Source organism: Catenuloplanes niger (assembly GCF_031458255.1).
In the GTDB taxonomy this organism is placed as follows: Bacteria; Actinomycetota; Actinomycetes; order Mycobacteriales; family Micromonosporaceae; genus Catenuloplanes; species Catenuloplanes niger.
Window position 1 is genome coordinate 2,983,465 of the sequence record NZ_JAVDYC010000001.1, and the last position, 15,851, is coordinate 2,999,315.

Genomic DNA, 15,851 nt, shown 5'->3' on the forward strand with positions numbered 1-15,851 from the left:
GGCCCGCAGGCCATCATGCGTAAGAATCGGGCCATGTCCGCTGATCCGCGCCACCTGGTGGCCGTGCTCGCGCTGCCCGGCGTCGTCCCGTTCGACCTGGGCACGGCCGTGCAGCTGTTCCGCTCCGCGCGCGACGCGGCCGGCCACCGCCTCTACCGCACCCGCACCTGCACGCCGGACGGCCGCGCGATCCTGGCGAGCGCCGGCATCATGATCGCGCCGGAGGACGGCACCGACCTGGCACTGCTGGCCGAGGCGGACACGGTCGTGGTGCCGGGCGTCGACTCCGGGCCACCGGTCGAGGACGGCACGCTGGATCCCGCGGTCACCGCCGCGCTGCGGGCCGCGCACGCGCGTGGCGCCCGGATCGTGTCCATCTGCACCGCGTCGATGGTGCTGGCCGCGGCCGGCCTGCTCGACGACCGGCCGGCCACCACGCACTGGTGGTGGATGGACACGTTCCGGCGCCTCTACCCGCGGGTGCGGCTGAACCCGGACGTGCTCTTCGTCGACGACGGACCGGTGCTCACCTCGGCCGGCGTGGCCGCCGGGATCGACCTGTGCCTGCACATCATCCGCACCGACCACGGCAGCGAGGTGGCGAACCGGGCCGCCCGCCGCTGCGTGGTGCCGTCCTGGCGGGAGGGCGGCCAGGCGCAGTTCATCGAACGGCCGGTCCCGGCCTCCCCGGCCGGCGCGGACACGGCCGCGACCCGGGCCTGGGCGCTGGACCGGCTGGACACGCCGCTGTCACTGCCGGAGCTGGCCGGGCACGCGCGGATGAGCGTGCGCACGTTCACCCGCCGGTTCCGCGAGGAGACCGGCGTCAGCCCGAACCGCTGGCTGCTGCAACGCCGCGTCGACCTGGCCCGCCGGCTGCTGGAGACCACGTCGCTGAACGTGGACCAGATCGCCCGCCGCTGCGGTCTCGGCACCGCCGCGTCACTGCGCCAGCACCTGCACGCCGCCATCGGCGTCGCCCCCAGCGCGTACCGCCGGTCGTTCAGCGCGGTGTCGCGCCGGTGACGGTGAGGCGGATGGCGTAGAGGGAGGTGGTGGCCGTGAGGTAGAGGTGGTTGCGCTTCGGGCCGCCGAACGTGAGGTTGGCGACGCACTCCGGCACGTGCAGCTTGCCGAGCAGCGTGCCGTCCGGGTCGAAGCAGTGCACGCCGTCCGAGGCCGCGGCCCAGAGCCGACCCGCGTCGTCCAGGCGCAGCCCGTCGAAGCTGCCGGTGTCGCAGGAGCCGAAGACCGCGCCGCCGGTCAGCGTGCCCTCGTCGGTGACCCGGAAGCGGCGGATGTGCCGCCGCGCGCTGTCCACGATGTAGAGCAGCGACTCGTCGGGCGAGAACGCCAGCCCGTTCGGCCGGTCGAAGTCGTCCGCGACCAGGCGCACCTCGCCGGTGGCCGGATCGGCGCGGTAGACGTTGCAGGCGCCGATCTCGCTCGGCGCCCGGTGTCCCTCGTAGTCGCTGTCGATGCCGTAGCTCGGGTCGGTGAACCAGATCGCACCGTCGGAGTGCTCGACCAGGTCGTTCGGGCTGTTCAGGCGCTTGCCGTCGTACCGGTCCGCGATCACGGTGAGGCTGCCGTCGTGCTCGGTCCGGGTGACGCGCCGGTTGCCGTGCTCGCAGCTGACCAGGCGCCCGGCCCGGTCCATCACGTGGCCGTTGGCGTACCCGGACGGTTCGCGGAACACGCCCACGACGCCGGTCGTCTCGTCGTACCGCAGGATCCGCTCGTTCGGGATGTCGCTGAAGACCAGGTAGCGGCCGGCCGGGAAGTACGCCGGGCCCTCGGTCCAGCGGCAGCCGGTGTGCAGCCGCTGCAGCCACCGGTCCCCTCGGATCCCGTCGAACCGCTCGTCCAGGGCCTCGAAGCGCGCGTTCACCAGCTCGGTCATCCCGACAGGCTAAACCGGCGCGGGGGACGTAGCCTGTAGCGCGTGGTGGAGCGGGCGGAAGCGCGGCAGGTGCTGGCCGCGGGACGCCGGCTGCGGGACGCCGCCGAGCGGGTCGCGGACGGCGATCGGCACATTCGGGGCGAGGCACGCGACGCCTACCTGCGGGAACGCGAGCAGTTGCTGGCCCGGCACCTGGAGACGCTGCCGGTCTCGGCGCTGCGCGACGCGGGCGGCCCGAAGATCCGCACCGCGCCGCTGGAGAAGGCCGGGCTGACCACGATCGGTGCGGTCCGCTCCCGGTCCGAGGCCGAGCTGGCGCAGCTGCCCGGCCTGAGCGCGGCGAGCGCACGGCAGCTGAGGGCCGTGGCCGAGCAGGTGGCCGAGGCCGCGGCCCGTTCGCTGGCCGTCCGGGTCAACGTCGACACCAAGGACCGGGCCGCGACCGCGCTGCTGACCGCGACGCACCGGGTGCTGCGGGCCGAGCCCGCGGTCGGCCCGGCACGCGGACCGGCCCGGCGCCTGGTCGACGAGCTCGAGTCCGCGCTGCGCTCCGCGTCCGTCGCGGGCAGCCTGCTGCGGATGCTGTTCGCCGGGCGGACCCGCAAGGAGCGCGCCGGCGCCGCGGTCGACCAGCTGCGGCGGCTCGTCGAGGACGCGGAGCGGGAGAAGCTCCCCGCGAAGCTCGCCAAGGCCGAGCGGGCGATCCGCGAACGGCCGGCGTCACCGCGCACGGTCTGGAAGGACTTCGAGAAACGGTCCGCGGAGTACTACACCGCGTTCGGTGATCTCGGTGCCGAGCAGCCGGACGTCGACTCGTCGCAGGGCTTCCTGCCGACCGACATCACCGGCCGGGTGCGCCGGCAGGAGTTGGACGACACGTTCCGGACCGTGACGCTGCGCGGGTACCAGTCGTTCGGCGCCCGGTTCGCGCTGGCCCAGGGCCGGGTGATCATCGGCGACGAGATGGGCCTCGGCAAGACCGTCCAGTCGATCTCCGCGATGGCGCACCTGCGGGCCCGGGGTGAGACGCACTTCCTGGTGGTCTGCCCGGCCAGCGTGATGGTCAACTGGACGCGCGAGGTCGCCGACCGCAGCAAGCTCACCGCGTACCTGCTGCACGGCGGCCAGCGCGGCGCGAACCTGCGCACCTGGACGGAGGACGGCGGCGTCGCGATCGCCACCGTCGACTCGCTGCACACGCTCGAGGTGCCGGAGCGCACCCGGGTCGCGCTGATGGTGGTGGACGAGGCGCACTACGTGAAGAACCCGGACACGCGCCGGTCCAGGGCGGTGCGCGAGTGGACCGACCGGGTGCCGCGGGTGATCTTCCTGTCCGGCACGCCGATGGAGAACAAGCTGGACGAGTTCCGCAACCTGATCGGCTACCTGCAGCCGCGCGTGTCGGACGGGCTGGACCTGGCCGAGACGGTCGCCGGGCCGGTGGCGTTCCGGCAGGCGGTCGCCCCGGTCTACCTGCGGCGCAACCAGGAGGACGTGCTCAAGGAGCTGCCCGAGCTGGTGCGGGCCGAGGAGTGGTCGGAGTTCAACCGGGCCGAGTTCTCCGCGTACCGGGAGGCGGTCGCGGCCGGGAACTTCATGGCCATGCGGCAGGTCGCGTTCACCGCGGACCCGGGCGGCTCCGGCAAGCTGCACCGGCTCGGGGAGCTGGTCGTCGAGGCGCGGGAGAACGGCCGCAAGGTCGTCGTCTTCTCCAACTTCCGGTCCGTGCTGACCGAGGTGGCCGAGCTGCTCGGCCCGGGCGCGTTCGGCCCGCTGACCGGTTCGACGCCGGTCGAGGAGCGGCAGAAGCTGGTGGACGCGTTCAGCGCGGTCCCCGGCCACTCCGTGCTGATCAGCCAGATCCAGGCCGGCGGCGTCGGGCTGAACATCCAGGCCGCGTCCGTGGTCATCCTCTGCGAACCGCAGATCAAGCCGACGATCGAGGACCAGGCCGTGGCCCGCGCGCACCGGATGGGCCAGGTGCGCTCCGTCCAGGTGCACCGGCTGCTCACCGCGGACGGGCCCGACCAGCGGATCCTGGAGATCCTGCAGCAGAAGCGCCGCCTGTTCGACGAGTACGCGCGGCACAGCGAGGTGGCCCGGTCCTCCCCCGACGCGGTCGACGTGGACCTGGCCAAGGCCGTGATCGCCGAGGAACAGCGCCGCCTCGCGGTCTAGCGACCCACCGAAGCGGATTTTCCCGCTTCCGGCGTGGTGCGGTCCGCATGCTCCCGCGGGCACCGGTCGGCCGCGGGCGGCCTCCCTGCACGTCCCGCCGCCGGTTCCGCAGATCAGAGATCGGCGTACCGGCCGCCCCGGTGCCGGCCGGTGACCTGGGCTGGCTCGGCACGCTGCTCCCGACGGACCAGCCGGCGACCGCGTGCCGCACCCACGAGTTGCTCGGTGGAAGCCGGCGCCCCCGGCCTGATCACCGACATCGACCGGGGCGGTTGCACCTCCTGACCGCCCACGACAGGGGCCGGGGTGCGCGGGTCAGGCCGGGATCCCCCGGATGGCGAGCGTGCGCAGGCGGCGGGACATCCGGGCCAGCGGCGGCCGGGCGCGCGGGTCCGGGTCGAGCGCCGGCAGCAGGACGTCGTCGAGGTCGGCCGCGTCCGGACGCAGCAGGCCGGGCGGGATCGCCGGGTTGCCCGGCCGCAGCCCGGTGACCGCCTCGTAGATCAGCGCGGCCAGGTCGCGCACGTCCGCGGCCGGGCCGGGTTCGTCGCCGGGCACCGCGGCGAACGCGGCCCGGCCGAGGTCGCGCGGCACGATCCGGCCGTCCACCGTGTACAGCAGCGCGTCCGCGCGCAGCGCCCGGTGCGCGAGACCGCGGGCGTGCAGCGCGTCCAGCACCGCGCAGAGTGCGGGGAGCCCACGCCAGAGCAGATCGAGAACGCGGCACGGGTACGGCGGGCCGCCCAGCGTCTCCGGCAGCGGGCGGGCGTCCGGCAGCGCCACCACCAGCGTCACGCTGCCCGGGCCCGGCACGGTGTCGATCAGGCACGGCAGGCCGGGCAGCACGCGTGACCGCGCCATGAACAGGCCCTGCGCGGCCACGTCGTCGAGCGCGAGGCGGGCGGCCGGCGTGGGACGGACCGCGAGCGCCTGCACCAGCCAGACGTCGCGCGCGACCGGCGAGAGCTGCCGCGCGCGGGCGCGGCGCAGCTCGTGGCCCGGTCCGCTCCGGTCGAGGACCGTGTCCTGCAGCAGGAACGCGGCGTCACCGAGCCGGACCTTCACACCGCGCCGCCAGCCGCCGCCGGCCACCGTCATGCCGTGGCCGGCCGGGGCCGGAGCACCGGCCCGCCCGGTGCGACCGTGGGCGGCCAGCGCCGACTCGGCGAGCGCGACCAGGTCGGTGCCGGGTGGGAGCGGCACGTCGCGCAGGCGCGGCATGACCGGTCCGCCCTCGTCGGCGATCTCGGCTCCCATGGCAGCCGACCCTAGCGGCGGCCCGGTCCACGATGGGGGTGGCCGGACCGTTCGTACCCTTTGGTGAGTTCTTCAGGCCAGGTCGGTACGGGCCGGTTCCGCGCCGGTGAGGAAGTGCTGCGCCACCTCGCGGCGGCGTTTGTCGAGCGGCATGCCGGCGGTGTAGGCGCGCGCGTCCCGCCAGAACCGGTCGAAGCCCTGCTGCGCCGTGGCCGGCCAGTCGCTGGTGGTCTCGTACAGACCGAACGTGACCTCGGTGGCCAGGTCGGCCGCGAGGATCGGCAGCCGGGAGACGCGCGCGGCCAGGTCGGCGCGTTCCGGCCAGGTGAGCGTGGGCCGCGCGGCCGCGTCGCTGAGCGACTCGGCGACCCGGTTCGCCAGCTCACCGGCCGCGTCCAGCGCGGCCAGCCAGGTGCCGTAGCCGGCGAGCGCGCGGGCGCCGGGCGGGGTGCCGCCCGGTCCGCCGCTCCGGCAGTACCGCATCGCCCCCTCCGCGATGCCGAGGCAGAGGTGGCCGGCGACGGCCTGCACGGCGAGGCCGAGCAGCGAGGCGCGCGGGGTGGCGGTGTCCGGGTCGAGCGAGCAGACCACGTGCTCGGACGGGATCCAGACCCGGTCGTACCGCACGGTGACGCCGTCCGGGCGCGGCACGCCGCTCTCCGGCTCGGGCGTGAACGACACGCCCTTGCTCTCCCGGGGCACACCGACCAGCAACGGTTCCGCGTTGCCGGCGTCGGCCGCCGCGACCACGGTCATGTCCGCCGCGGCGACCCCGATCGGGGCGAGCCGGGTGCCGGTGAGCCGGTACCCGTCGCCGTCCGCGATGAGTTCGAGCGGTGCGGCGCCGGGCACCACCACGTCGCTCCACAGCCACTGGCGTTCCGCGGACGGACGGCCGAGCAGCGACTGGACGCGCGGCCCGCCGGCCAGCCAGATCGCGGCGTTGCTGACGTAGTGATCGCCGAGCAGGTAACCGATCCGGCCGTCCGCGCGGGCCAGCACGCGCACCGCCGCCAGCGCGGTGCGCCAGGTCAGTCCGGCGCCGCCGTGCGCGGCCGGGGTGAGCAGCGTGAGCAGGCCGTGCTGGCGGAGCAGCTCGGCCTCGGCGACCGGCGGCGCCGGGTCGCGCCCGTCGGTGCGCCGGGTGTGGCCGTCGATCAGCTCGGCGACCCGCTCGGCGCGGGTCACCCAGCGGTGGTGCTCGGCCTCCCGCTGCTCGGGGGTCGGCGGACGTCCAGCTTTCACCGCGCCAAATTAGACGATTGACGCCGCTTTCGGGGGGACACGACGGGGTTTTTCCACCCGGTACCGGATCGGCCGTTCGGACGAACCCGATCGCGCTTGCCCGTAACCGCTACGCTGCGGTGCGTGACGTGGCTTCCCGGCGGCCGACGGCGTCCGGCGCTGTTCCGCCGCCTGCCCTGGGGTCGGGCCGACCCTCCGCGGGCCCCGCTGTCCATTGCGGACGAGGCGGCGTACCCGGCGCTCGCCGCCGAGCTGGCGCTGCTGCGCGCGGAGCTGGTCCCGGCGCTGTTGCGCGCGCAGCAGGACGCGGAGCGGCATCAGCGGCGGCACCGCCGGCAACGGGTGCTGCTGCCGGCGCTCGCGGTGCTGACCGCGGCCGGTGGCGCGGCGCAGGCGGCCTGGGCGACCTCGCCGTGGCCCGGCATCGTGACCGGCCTGGCCGGGGCCGGCGCGACCGTGTTCACCGGGTACGCGGTGCGCCGCCGGTCGCTGCGGGACTTCCAGCACTGCCGGCGCCGGGCCGAGGCGCTGCGCACGATCTACTTCCGGTTCCTGACCGGCACGCCGGCCGGCGAGACGGAGCTGATCTCGGCGATCGCGCGGGCCCGGTCCGGCGCGGCGGTGACCGGCCGTGGGTGACCGGGACGAGCAGGCGCTGCGGGCCTACCTGCGGCACCGGTACGCGGACCAGTTCGCCTACTACGAGAGCCGCGCGGACGAGTACGCGTCCGCGCACGACCAGGCGCTGGCCGTGAGCACGCTGCTGCTGCTCGGTGCCGGCGTGTGCGGCGTGCTCGGCGCGGTGGACGTCTGGGCGTTCCGGTCCGGCTGGGGTGTGCTGGCCGTGGCGTGCGCCGGGCTGGCCACGTTCGTCACCGGGTACGACGCGTTGCTGGGCTACGAGCCGATCGGTGAGCTGTACCGGGACACCGCGGACCGGCTGTACGCGCTGCGCGCGGTGGAGCCGGACCCGTCCACCGCCGCCGCGGCGGACGTCGCGGCGTACGTGGCCGAGGTGGAGGCGGTGCTGGCCCAGGAGCACTCGCGGTGGGAGGAGCTGACCGACGACCCGCCGGACGGGCCGTGACGCGCGGAGGGGCGCCCGCGACGATCGCGGGCGCCCCTCTCCCCCTTGGCGCGGTGTGCGAGTTCTGGGTCAGCCGGCCGCGTAGAAGCGGTACTCGGCGCGGTAGGCGACGCCGAGCCGGGTGCCGTCGGTGCAGGCGCCGGCCGGGGCCGCGCCACCGCTGGTGGCGAGCCGGTGGATGAACGTGACCTTGCTGAAGACGCCGGTGGAGCCGGTCGCCGGCGTGGCCTTGAGGAGCAGCTGCGCGATCGAGCCGGTGACCGGCGAGGTGGCCTGCGAGGTCGCGGTGACCAGCGAGCCGTCGTCGATCGACTCCCAACTCGGGCCCTTGAAGTGGATCGCGGTGACCGGGCGGTTGTTCACCCGGCCGGTGAGCGTGGCGACCGGCTCGGTGAAGACCCAGGCGCCGGCGGTGCAGGTGTAGACCTGCTGGCCGCGAGCCTGCATGGTGCCGACCAGACGGTTGCCGGCCGGGACCGCGATAGCCTGCGGGACGCGCGGGCCGCCACCGCGCGACTCCGCGGCGACGTCCGCGGCCGCGACCTCGGTGGTGCCGGGTGCCTGCTCGGCGGCGTTGGCGGTGGCGAGCGTGCCACCGATCAGCGCGCCGGCGACGGCGACCGCGCCGCCGATCTTGAGCATCCGAGACTTGGTCTTGTTCACGTGTCCTCCAAAGGACCGGTTCCGGGTCAGCGCGACGCACCCGCCTTGTCGCCCCGTGGTGCGCCGCCGCCCCCGAACACGGATCCGGGGTCGCCCGCGGTTCAGCGGGGAACGAAATTGGTCAAAGAAATTTTGAGCGTGAACCATTCTCACGTCCGGTTCTACGCGTCGCATTGCGTCTTTTCCGGAAAGCTTCAGGCGAACCATTCATCGGTACGCCTACACATCCGCGCACGCTTTTGACGCAGCGTGTACGTGGGAGCACACCCTGGTCACCATGTCCGGAAAATGGCCAAAAAGGGTCCGGACAGCCAGCGAAAAGTGTCTGCTGTGAGTAACGGACATCGCGGCACCACGGGCGGAAACCGACGGCTGACGGCGGGACGGCAAACCGATTCGTCAGTCGTCGCATCACGCCGCCTGACGAACGGTGCGAGCGACACACCGACCGAGAGGTGACACACTCTTGCGCACAATCGTTCGCCGAACCGCGCTCGTCGTACTGGCACCAGCCGCCGCCTTCGGCATGACGCTCGCCGCGCCCGCGGCCTCCGCGTCCGCCGCGCCCCGGACGTCCACGCTCGAAGCCCAGGTCGTGTCCCTGACCAACAAGGCGCGGGTCAAGGCCGGCTGCGAGCGGCTGGTGATCAGCCGGACGCTGACCGAGGCCGCGGAGCGGCACAGCGCGGACATGGTGCGGAACCGCTTCTTCAGCCACACCGGCGCGAACGGCAGCAGGTTCACCGAGCGCACCAGGCGGGCCGGGTTCACCCGCCGGGCCATGGGCGAGAACATCGCCTGGGGCTACCGGGACGCCCGGGGCGTGATGCGCGGCTGGCTGAACAGCCCGGGGCACCGCCGGAACATGCTGAACTGCGACTCCACCATGATCGGCGTGGGCGCGGTGCGCAACGCGAAGGGCGTCCTCTACTGGACGCAGGAGTTCGGGAACTAGCCGCCGGGGCTCAGGCGCGGACCGCGCCGACCGACGCGTCGACCGCCGGGAGCCGCAGCACGAAACTGGCCCCGGACGGCTGGTGCGGGCGGTACGTCACGTCGCCGCTGTTCGCGACCGCGAGCTGGCGCACGATGTAGAGCCCCAGCCCGGTCCCCTTCTTGGTCGGGGCCACCCCGCTGTTCGCCCGCGCGAACCGGTCGAACAGGTGCGGCACGAAGTCCTCCGGCACGCCCTCGCCCGAGTCGCTGATCTCGATCTCGACGCCGCCCGCGGTGGACAGGCCGCGGATCAGGATCGGTGGCTCGCCGTACTTCAGGCTGTTGCCGATCAGGTTGACCAGCATCTGGTGCAGCTGACGCGGGTCGGCGAAGACCCGCAGCCGGTCGTCCACGGTGACCGTGATGCCGGCCCGCTGCTGCACCGGCAGGTGGGCCAGCGCCTCCGCGATCGCGTCCGCCAGCCGCAGCGGCGCCGGGTGCGCGAACAGCGTGTCCGCGTCGACCTGGGTGAGCGTGAGGATCTCCTCGACGTACCCGCTCATGCTGGCGGCCGTGGCCGCGATCCGGTCGACATCGCGGCGCTTGGCCCGGTCGTCGGTGTCGTCCCACATGTCGGTGAGCAGCTCGCAGTACCCGCTGATGGTGGCGATCGGCTGCCGCACGTCGTGGGTGAGCATCGCGACCATGTCGGCCACCCGCTGGTTCGCGGCCTGCAGCTCCGCGTTCGCCGACTGCAGGTCGCGGGCGCGGGCGGCCAGTTCCTCCCGGTACGCCCGCTGCTCCTCCTGCCGGCGGACCCGCTCGGAGATGTCCAGCAGCTGCGTGCTGAAGTGCAGCGGCTCGCCCAGCTCGTCGCGGATGATCGTGCTGGTCACCTCGACCGGCACGACACGCCCGGAGGTGTGCCGCAGCCCGACCGTGGCGGTGAAGCCCGGGATGTCACCGGCCAGCGAGCGGGCGGCCAGCCCGGCCAGCCCGGCCGCCTCGTCCGGGCGCAGGATCTCCGGCCACCCGCCCGGCGGCGGGATCTCCGGCGGATGTCCGAGCAGCGCGCCGAACGCCCGGTTGACCCGCTCGATCTCGCCGTCCGGCCGGGTGACCACCATGCCCAGCATGGAGTTGTCGAACAGACCGCGGAACTCGGCCTCGCTGGCGCGCAGCGCGGCGCGGTTCCGGCCGGCGCGGGCCGCGGTGAAGGCCGCGACCAGGCCCAGCGTGCCGAGCCCCGCCGCGATCGACTGCACGGCGACGTTCGCGCCCAGCACCGGGCCGTAGAGGCCGTCGACCGGCACCGCGGCGACGATGCGGCCACCCGCTCCGGGGACCGGCTGCGCGTCGAAGTACCGCTCGGTGGCCGCCGTGCCGTAGTGGCCGGAGTCCGCACCGGTCAGCGCCTCGGCGATCAGCGGATCCTGGCTGGCCAGCGGCAGCGGCCAGGGCGGCAGGCTGTCGCTGCTGGCGACCAGCCGGTCGTCGGCGTCGAGGAGGTAGACCTGGGCGCCGTCGATCGAGATCGCGTGCGCCAGGTACCGGCCGAGCTGGCCGGACCGCCCGTCGCCGCCGGTGCTCAGTTCCGAGACCGCGCGGGCGGTGAGCCGCACCCGCTCACCGAACCGGTCCTGCATGGCGCGCTCGCCACGCTCCTTGACCCAGAACACGGCCCCGGCACCGACGGCACAGAGCAGCAACCACACGGCCAGGGGCAGCGCGAGATACCGCCAGTCGGTTCGAACGATTCGGCTCAGCACGCGCGCCGTACCCCCTCAAGGCCTCTGTTCAGAACGCGAGTTCCGCCGCGGCGATCCGATGAAGATCGATGTGCGGCATCATCCGGCCCTGCTCCTCGGTGCCGATCTTCACGAGCGGGCTGTTGCTCAGCGACAGCCCGCTGTACTCGTTCTCGCCGCCGGACTCCTCCCAGACCGAGTTCTCGATGGCGTGCAGCGCCGGGACGATGAAGCCGACCGCACTGGTGCCGCCACCGTCCTGCTCGACGGCGACGAGCAGCACCCGCGAGGTGACCGGGTCGATCTCCTGCCAGTGGCCGAGCAGCGTGGGCAGGCACAGCAGCGGGACGGACGTGCGCCGGTGCGTGAAGACGCCGCGGATCGCACCGCCCGCGTCCAGCGGAATGATCTCCTGCGGGTACGGCAGGATCTCCCCGATCTGGGACAGCAGCGTCGCCGCCTCCACCCCCACGCTGTAGGTGAGGAACTTCCGCACGCTCTGCACCACGCGCCGGCCCTCGCGGGTGCGCTGCGCGCCGACGCGCGGCGGCTCGGCCGGCGGGCCGCCGCCCTGCCCGGTGGCGGCCGCGGCCTTGCCCGGGTCGAGCGGCAGGCCGAGCGCGGCGAGCGCGTCCAGCTCCGCGTCCCGGCGCATGGCGGCGCCGTCGACCATCACGTACTGCCGGCCGCCCTCGTACTGCAGCACGCCGGAGAGGAACTCGGACTTCGGCATGCCGAGCGGCGGCAGCGGCAGCACGTCCGAGTTCGGTACCGACGCGATGTGCGCGACGTCGTTGACGGTGAGCACGATCAGGCCGCGGGGCAGCGCGAGGACGACGCCGCGCAGCGGGCCGTCCTCGATCATCCCGCCCAGGCCGAGCAGGCCCAGCGGGTCGACCGCGGGCACCGCGTGGCCGTGCAGGTGCACCACGCCGCGGCAGGCCGGCCCGTCCAGCGGGGACGAGCGCACGGTCAGCGTCGGGATCACCGAGTGGACGTCGTTGACCTCCATCGCCAGTCCGATCGCGCCACAGGTGATCAGCATGACGGTACGGCGGGAGGCGTCCGCGACCACGCCCTCCGCCTCGACCGGCACACCGCGCGGCCCGGTGTCCCGGACCACCGGCATGCCCGGCAGCGCCGCGATCGCCTCCGCGTCCAGCAGCGACACCACGGCGTCGTCGTCCGGGCGCTCGAAACTGTGCGAGAACAGCGACGGCAGGCCACCGCCGACCGTCATCCGCATCAGCGCGTCACCGGCGACCCGGCTGACGCCCTCGATCTCGTCCGCGATCAGGCCGAAGACCCGGCCCTCCTGGGCGACGATCACGATGACCTGGTCGTCGGCGGTCTCCTCGATGCCCTGCAACTGCCGCATGTCCAGCACCGGGATGACCAGGTGCCGCAGGTTGACGGCGCCGACCAGGCCGGGCGCGCGGGCAGGCAGCGGGCTGAACGCCGGCGGGCAGGGAATGACCTCGCGCAGCTCGGTGAGCGGCAGCGCGACCCGGATCCGGTCGATCCGGAACACCCCGAAGAGCGTGTCGGCGCTGGCGTGCAGGCCGACGAAGTCCGACTGGGCGTCCAGCATCGCGCTGGTCATGACGCCTGCCCGACCTGGTCGAGCTGCTGCTCCGCCGTGCTGGTCTCGGTGCCGGACCGGGTGAGCTCGTCGATCAGCCGGGTGACCGTGACGGACGCGGCCTGCTGCTTCTGCGTGGAGTCCGCGATCCGCCGGATCGACTCGCCGGTGGAGGCGACGCTCTTCAGGATGTCCGCGAACGCGGCCTGCGCGCGGTGCGAGACCTGCGAGCCCTGGCCGACGCGGGCCGCGGACTCGTGGATCAGGTTGCTGATCTCACGGGCCGCGTCGGACGAGCGCTCCGCGAGCTTGCGGACCTCGCCGGCGACGACGGAGAACCCGACGCCGTGCTCGCCGGCGCGCGCGGCCTCGATCGAGGCGTTGAACGCGAGCAGGTTCGTCTGGCTCGCGATCTCGCTGATCACCTTCACGATCGCCGCGATCTGGTCGGACGACTTCTCGATCAGGTCGATCGCCTCGATCGACTTGCGCAGCTCCTCGAAGCCCTGCTCGGCGTTGCTCTGCGTCTCGCCGGCCAGCCCGCTGGCCTGCTGCGCGTTGACCACGATCTCGTCGATCGAGTCGGCCAGCGCCCGGATGGAGGCGGCCATGTCCCGCGTCTTGGTGGTCAGCCGCTGCTCGAGCTCGACCTGCTCGGTGACGTCGTGCGCGTACTTGACCACCTTGACCGGAACGCCGCGCATGTCGAAGATCGGGTTGTAGCTGGCCTGGATCCAGACGTTGCGGCCGTACTTGCCGGTGCGGTGGAAGCGGCCGGACAGGTACTCGCCCTTGCGCAGCCGCAGCCAGAAGTCGCGGTACTCCGCGGACGTGATGTAGTCGCTGTCGCAGAGCATGCTGTGGTGCTGGCCGACCAGCTCGCGCAGCGAGTAGCCGAGCGCCCGCTGGAAGTTCTCGTTCGCGGTGAGGATGTTGCCCTCCAGGTCGAACTCGATCACCGCCTGGGCACGGTTGATCGCCCGGTCCTTGCCGACGAACTCCGCGTTGCGCACCTTCGCGTCCGTGATGTCCACCGCGAACTTGACGATCTTGTACGGGCGCCCGTCCAGATTGAAGATCGGGTTGTAGGTGGCCTGGATGTAGACGTCCCGGCCGCCCTTGGTGCGGCGCCGGTACTCGCCGGCGTCGAAGTCACCGCGGGACAGCTTCTCCCAGAACGCGGCGTACTCGGAGGACTTCGCCTCGTCCTCGTCGACGAACATCCGGTGGTGCTTGCCGCGCACCTCCTCCAGTGAGTAGCCGAGCAGGTCCAGGAAGTTCTGGTTCGCGTTCAGCACGCGGCCCTGCAGGTCGAACTCGATCACGGCCTGGGCGCGGCTGATCGCGTTCACCTTGCCCTCGAACTCGACGTTGCGGGTCTTCTGATCGGTGATGTCGGAGGCGTACTTGACCACCTTGAACGGGTGCCCGGACAGGTCGAAGATCGGGTTGTAGCTGGCCTGCAGCCAGACCTCCTTGCCGCCCTTGCCGACCCGCTTGTACTCGCCGGACTCGAACTCGCCGCGGCCGAGCCGCTGCCAGAACTCGCGGTACTCCGCGCTGGACGAGGTGGCCGCGTCCGCGAACATCCGGTGGTGCTTGCCGACGATCTCCGACTCGGCGTAGCCCATGGTCTCTTGGAACAGCTGGTTGGCACGCAGGATGTTGCCCTTGAGGTCGAACTCGATCACGGCCTGGGAGCGGTCGATCGCGTTCACCTTGCCCTCGAACTCCGCGTTGCGGATCTTCTGATCGGTCACGTCGAGCGCGTACTTGACCACCTTGAACGGCCGGCCGTTGAGGTCGAAGATCGGGTTGTAGGTGGCCTGCAGCCAGACCTCCTTGCCGCCCTTGCCGACCCGCTTGTACTCGCCGGACTCGAACTCGCCGCGGGCCAGCGCCTGCCAGAAGTTGCGGTACCCGGCGCTGCGGCCCTCCTCCTCCTCGACGAACATCTTGTGGTGCTGGCCGATCACCTCGGACAGGTCGTAGCCGACCGTGTTCAGGAAGTTCTGGTTCGCGTCCAGGATCACGCCGGAGAGGTCGAACTCGATCACGGCCTGGGCCCGGGAGATCGCCTTGACCTTGCCCTCGAACTCCGCGGTGCGCAGCTTCTGGTCGGTCACGTCGAGCGCGTACTTGACCACCTTGAACGGCCGGCCGTCCAGGTCGAAGATCGGGTTGTAGGTGGCCCGGATCCAGATCTCCCGGCCGCCCTTGCCCACCCGCTTGTACTCGCCGGACTCGAATTCACCGCCGCGCAGCCGTTCCCAGAACTTGTCGTACTCCGGGCTCTCGCCGAACGCCGGGTCGCAGAGCACCTTGTGCGGCTTGCCGACCAGTTCACCGAGCGAGTATCCGGTCAGGCTGAGGAAGTTCTCGTTCGCGTGCAGGATCGCGCCGGTCAGGTCGAACTCGATCACCGCCTGCGCCCGGTCGATCGCGGCGTACTTGCCCTTCAGCTCGCCGATCTGCCGCCGGTCCTCGGTGATGTCGTACGCGGTCACCAGCACCGTGTCGGACAGCTTGGCCTCGACCGGTGCGGCCACGGCGCCGGCCGCGGACGCGCTGGTCGCGGTGGCCGCCTCCTTCGCCGCCGCCGCGGCGGCCGCGGCCGTGGTCGCCTTCGCCGGCGCGGCCTTCGCCGGCGGGGTGGCCTTCGCCGTCGCCTCCACCGGGCCGCAGTTGAGCCGCAGCCAGCGCTGCCGGCCGCTGCCGTCGGAGATCGAGGTGACCTGCTCGATGAACTCGCCGCGCGCGGCCGACTCCAGCATCCGGTCGACCAGCGGTCCGGGCATCTTCCAGAGGTGCTCGAGCTTGATCCCGACCACCTTGTTGATCGGCATGTCCGCGATGTCCAGCACGCGCTGGTTCACCGCCAGGATCGACCCGGACTTGGCGTGCAGCGTCAACACCAGGCGCTCCTGCAGCAGCAGGCGCAGCGCCGCGCCCTCGAGCATGGCGCCGCTCTCGGCGTTGATCAGCGAACCGGAATCAGCCACTGTGTTGCTCCCCTTCGGCGCGGTCCCCGCCCTGCTTCCAGTCCTCTGATCGGCACCTGAAACACAACCTTGAGACAACCGAGCCGCAACCGTTCAGATGTCCGGGTCGGATGTCCGGAGGGTAGGCCGGCCCGTCCCGGTCCCGTGGCGAATCACCGAAATCCGGCGTGCCCCCGGTGGCCGCCGAGCAATCGCGGTGTCCCCCGGTTGCCGTTCGGTGCCGGGCTAAGGGCCGCTCCGGGCTCCCCGA

12 protein-coding genes are annotated in these 15,851 nt (G+C 72.8%); 5 read left to right on the top strand and 7 right to left on the bottom strand.

Annotated elements, in window-relative coordinates:
• Positions 1–15: 15 nt before the first annotated feature.
• Positions 16–1,026 carry a GlxA family transcriptional regulator gene (locus tag J2S44_RS12865; protein WP_374727836.1) on the top strand — a complete coding sequence of 337 codons (1,011 nt, stop codon included), beginning with the start codon at positions 16–18 and terminating at the stop codon, positions 1,024–1,026.
• On the opposite strand, the gene J2S44_RS12870 is transcribed toward J2S44_RS12865, so the two are convergent.
• Positions 1,004–1,903 (bottom strand): SMP-30/gluconolactonase/LRE family protein, encoded by a 900-nt coding sequence (locus J2S44_RS12870; protein WP_310412549.1) that lies wholly within the window; start codon positions 1,901–1,903, stop codon positions 1,004–1,006. The genes J2S44_RS12865 and J2S44_RS12870 overlap by 23 nt on opposite strands.
• A gap of 42 nt (positions 1,904–1,945) precedes the next feature.
• Between J2S44_RS12870 and J2S44_RS12875 the strand changes: the two genes are divergently transcribed.
• On the top strand, positions 1,946–4,081 hold the full coding sequence (locus J2S44_RS12875; protein ID WP_310412552.1) for a DEAD/DEAH box helicase: 2,136 nt from the start codon (positions 1,946–1,948) through the stop codon (positions 4,079–4,081).
• A gap of 315 nt (positions 4,082–4,396) precedes the next feature.
• On the opposite strand, the gene J2S44_RS12880 is transcribed toward J2S44_RS12875, so the two are convergent.
• Together J2S44_RS12880 and J2S44_RS12885 are read right to left on the bottom strand one after the other, a co-directional pair.
• A complete protein-coding gene (locus J2S44_RS12880; protein WP_310412554.1) occupies positions 4,397–5,338 on the bottom strand; it encodes a protein kinase family protein in 942 nt (313 codons plus the stop codon).
• A gap of 72 nt (positions 5,339–5,410) precedes the next feature.
• Positions 5,411–6,583 carry an acyl-CoA dehydrogenase family protein gene (locus tag J2S44_RS12885; protein ID WP_310412557.1) on the bottom strand — a complete coding sequence of 391 codons (1,173 nt, stop codon included), beginning with the start codon at positions 6,581–6,583 and terminating at the stop codon, positions 5,411–5,413.
• A 123-nt stretch (positions 6,584–6,706) separates the two neighbouring features.
• On the opposite strand from J2S44_RS12885, the gene J2S44_RS12890 reads away from it, so the two are divergent.
• Together J2S44_RS12890 and J2S44_RS12895 are read left to right on the top strand one after the other, a co-directional pair.
• Entirely contained in the window at positions 6,707–7,222 is a 516-nt protein-coding gene (locus tag J2S44_RS12890) for a DUF4231 domain-containing protein (RefSeq protein WP_310412560.1), read from the top strand.
• Positions 7,215–7,670, top strand: coding sequence for an SLATT domain-containing protein (locus tag J2S44_RS12895; RefSeq protein ID WP_310412563.1), 456 nt, complete (start codon positions 7,215–7,217; stop codon positions 7,668–7,670). Before J2S44_RS12890 ends, J2S44_RS12895 begins: the two co-directional genes overlap by 8 nt.
• Positions 7,671–7,739: 69 nt before the next feature.
• On the opposite strand, the gene J2S44_RS12900 is transcribed toward J2S44_RS12895, so the two are convergent.
• A complete protein-coding gene (locus J2S44_RS12900) occupies positions 7,740–8,333 on the bottom strand; it encodes a DUF3455 domain-containing protein (RefSeq protein WP_310412566.1) in 594 nt (197 codons plus the stop codon).
• A gap of 466 nt (positions 8,334–8,799) precedes the next feature.
• Between J2S44_RS12900 and J2S44_RS12905 the strand changes: the two genes are divergently transcribed.
• The gene (locus J2S44_RS12905) at positions 8,800–9,288 is read left to right on the top strand and encodes a CAP domain-containing protein (protein WP_310412568.1); all 489 of its coding nucleotides are present in this window, start codon (positions 8,800–8,802) and stop codon (positions 9,286–9,288) included.
• Between the two features lie 10 nt (positions 9,289–9,298).
• Here J2S44_RS12905 and J2S44_RS12910 read toward each other — a convergent pair whose 3' ends face one another.
• Genes J2S44_RS12910 through J2S44_RS12920 form a run of 3 tightly spaced genes read right to left on the bottom strand, consistent with a single transcriptional unit; the run spans position 9,299 to position 15,601 of the window.
• Positions 9,299–11,038, bottom strand: a complete 1,740-nt coding sequence (locus tag J2S44_RS12910) for a sensor histidine kinase (protein ID WP_310412570.1) — start codon at positions 11,036–11,038, stop codon at positions 9,299–9,301.
• A gap of 28 nt (positions 11,039–11,066) precedes the next feature.
• Complete coding sequence (locus J2S44_RS12915; protein WP_310412573.1) at positions 11,067–12,620, bottom strand: chemotaxis protein CheW; 1,554 nt, start codon at positions 12,618–12,620, stop codon at positions 11,067–11,069.
• Complete coding sequence (locus tag J2S44_RS12920; protein WP_310412576.1) at positions 12,617–15,601, bottom strand: methyl-accepting chemotaxis protein; 2,985 nt, start codon at positions 15,599–15,601, stop codon at positions 12,617–12,619. Before J2S44_RS12920 ends, J2S44_RS12915 begins: the two co-directional genes overlap by 4 nt.
• Positions 15,602–15,851 lie beyond the last annotated feature (250 nt).

Bases quoted from the DNA above. Each gene is read 5' to 3' on its own strand.
- J2S44_RS12870 (WP_310412549.1), bottom strand. From the start codon at position 1,903: ATGACCGAGCTGGTGAACGCGCGCTTCGAGGCCCTGGACGAGCGGTTC.
- J2S44_RS12880 (WP_310412554.1), bottom strand. From the start codon at position 5,338: ATGGGAGCCGAGATCGCCGACGAGGGCGGACCGGTCATGCCGCGCCTG.
- J2S44_RS12915 (WP_310412573.1), bottom strand. From the start codon at position 12,620: ATGACCAGCGCGATGCTGGACGCCCAGTCGGACTTCGTCGGCCTGCAC.
- J2S44_RS12865 (WP_374727836.1), top strand. From the start codon at position 16: ATGCGTAAGAATCGGGCCATGTCCGCTGATCCGCGCCACCTGGTGGCC.